At 73.8% G+C, this 2,518-nt stretch carries 3 protein-coding genes; 2 read left to right on the top strand and 1 reads right to left on the bottom strand.

Features of this window, described 5'->3' with window-relative positions; all coding sequences use genetic code 11:
* Nucleotides 1-79: 79 nt before the first annotated feature.
* Nucleotides 80-1,072, top strand: coding sequence for a LacI family DNA-binding transcriptional regulator (locus tag B7767_RS25480; RefSeq protein ID WP_085574244.1), 993 nt, complete (start codon nt 80-82; stop codon nt 1,070-1,072).
* A 214-nt stretch (nt 1,073-1,286) separates the two neighbouring features.
* A complete protein-coding gene (locus B7767_RS25475; protein WP_085574242.1) occupies nt 1,287-2,048 on the top strand; it encodes a sulfite exporter TauE/SafE family protein in 762 nt (253 codons plus the stop codon).
* Between the two features lie 13 nt (nt 2,049-2,061).
* Here B7767_RS25475 and B7767_RS25470 read toward each other — a convergent pair.
* Nucleotides 2,062-2,518: SDR family NAD(P)-dependent oxidoreductase (locus B7767_RS25470; protein WP_143652634.1), on the bottom strand; the 457-nt coding region annotated here is incomplete at its 5' end.

Genomic DNA, 2,518 nt, shown 5'->3' with positions numbered 1-2,518 from the left:
CCCCGCCACCGGGACCGCCGTGGACGCCGCGGCCGCCGGCGCGCGGCGCACCCGGGGCGGCGCCCGGACCACGGCCTCCATGGCCGACGTGGCCCGCCTGGCGGGGGTCTCGTCCCAGACCGTCTCCCGCGTCTCCAACGGTTACGCGGGGGTCACCGAGGAGACCCGCCGTCAGGTGCTGGCCGCGATGAAGGAGCTCGGCTACCGGCCCAACAGCGCGGCCCGCGCCCTCAAACGCGGCGAGTTCCGCACCATCGGCGTCATCACCTTCACCCTGTCCACCACCGGAAACGTCCGTACCCTGGAGGCGATCGCCACCTCCGCAGCGCACGAGGGCTACGCGGTGACGCTGCTGCCGGTCGCCGTACCCACCCAGGACGAGGTGCGCGGGGCGTTCTCCCGGCTGGAGGAACTCGCCGTCGACGCCGTGATCGTCATCATGGAGGTCCACCTCCTGGACGCGGCGACGGTCACCCTGCCCCCGCACGTCCAGGTCGTGGTGGTCGACTCCGACGCCGGCGGCCACTACACGGTCGTCGACACCGACCAGGCGGGCGGCACCCGCACCGCCGTCCAGCACCTGCTCGGCCTCGGCCACCGCACGGTGTGGCACCTGGGCGGCCCCGAGGGCTCGTTCGCCGCGCAGCGCCGTACGGACGCCTGGCGCGCCGCCCTCATCGAGGCCGGACGGGTGCCGCCGCCCCTGGTCCGGGGCGACTGGTCGGCGGACTCGGGCTACCGGGCCGGCCTCGAACTCGCGGCCCGGGACGAGTGCACGGCCGTCTTCGCCGCCAACGACCAGATGGCGCTGGGCCTTTTGCGCGCCCTGCACGAACACGGCCGGCGCGTGCCCGAGGACGTCAGCGTCATCGGCTTCGACGACATCCCCGAGGCGTCCTCCTTCCTGCCCCCGCTGACCACCGTCCACCAGGACTTCGCCGAGGTGGGCCGGCTCTGCGTGCAGGCGGTGCTGAGCAAGATGCGCCAGGACGGTCCCGAGCGGGGCACCACCCTCGTCCCGACCCGGCTGGTGCGGCGCGCCAGCACGGCACCACCGCCGGGGACCGCCTGACCGTCGGACTTCCTCCCCCGTACGCCGGCCGGCGTACGGGACCTGGTGGCCGCCGCCCGAGGACGGCGGCGTCCACGCGGGTGTGGCGCGGCTCTCCCGATCCTTCGGTGATCACCGGAGGGTCCGCAGGCTAGCGTCCTCACATGAACGTTTCCTCGGACCAGGGCCGGCACCGGGCACCCTCGGGCGGCGACGACGCGACCGGAGCCGCGGCGTGACGCCGCCGGAGATGGCCGGCGTCTTCGCGGCGGGCGTCGGCGCCGGCGCCATGAACGCGGTCGTCGGCTCGGGGACACTGGTCACCTTCCCCGTGCTCCTCGCCACCGGGCTGTCCCCCGTCACCGCCACCGTCTCCAACGCGCTCGGCCTGATCCCCGGCTCCGTCAGCGGCGCCATCGGCTACCGCAGGGAACTCGCGGGCCAGGGCCGGCGCGTCCGCAGGTTCGGCGTCGGCGCCGCGCTGGGCGGGCTCTGCGGCGCGACGCTCCTGCTGGCCCTGCCCGCCGAGGCGTTCGAGACCATCGTGCCGACCCTGGTGGGGCTCGCCCTCGTCCTCGTCGCGTTCCAGCCCCTGATCGGCAGGAAGGTGCGCGGCCGCCGCCCGAAGGGGCACTCCTCCCGCCCCGACGGCGGATGGCCGCTGTCCGCCGGCCTGACCCTGGCCAGCGTCTACGGCGGCTACTTCTCCGCCGCGCAGGGCATCATCTACATATCCCTGATGGGCCTGTTCGTCGACGAGCCGCTGCAACGCCTCAACGCCGTCAAGAACGTACTCGCCGCGATCGTCAACACGGTCGCCGCGGCCTTCTTCGTCTTCGTCGCCGACTTCGACTGGACGGCCGTCGCGCTCATCGCGGTCGGTTCCGCCCTCGGCGGCCAGCTCGGCGCCAGGACCGGCCGCAGGTTCAGCCCCGCGGTGCTGCGCGCCCTCATCGTCACGATCGGCACCCTCGCCCTCGTCCAGCTGCTGCGCTGACCACCGTCCGCGCTCAGGGCAGGATCGCGTCGACGTAGCCGCCGTCGACGCGCAGCGCTCCCCCCGTCGTCGCGGAGGCCTGCTCCGAGCTGAGGTAGACGACCATGTGGGCGATCTCCTCCGGCTCGATCAGCCGTTGCAGCAGCGACTGCGGCCGGTGCTCGCGCATGAAGGCACGCTGCGCCTCGTCCCACGGGAGCTCGCGGTCCACCAGCTCGTGGACGAAGTCCTCCACCCCGCCGGTGTGGGTGGGCCCGGCGATGACCGAGTTCACCGTGACGCCCGTGCCCGCCGCCTGTTTGGCGAAACCCCGGCTCACCGCGAGCAGCGCCGTCTTGGACATGCCGTAGTGGATCATCTCGACGGGGGTGACGATCGCCGAGTCGCTGGCGATGTACTGGATGCGTCCCCAGCCGCGCCCGGTCATCCCCGGCAGGAACAGCCGGGTCAGCCGCACGGCGGCCAGGACG

The sequence above is a fragment of the Streptomyces sp. 13-12-16 genome, from assembly GCF_002114215.1.
Lineage (GTDB): Bacteria > Actinomycetota > Actinomycetes > Streptomycetales > Streptomycetaceae > Streptomyces.
Note: the sequence above shows the minus strand (reverse complement) of the source record. Positions and strands in the feature narration are given on the sequence as shown.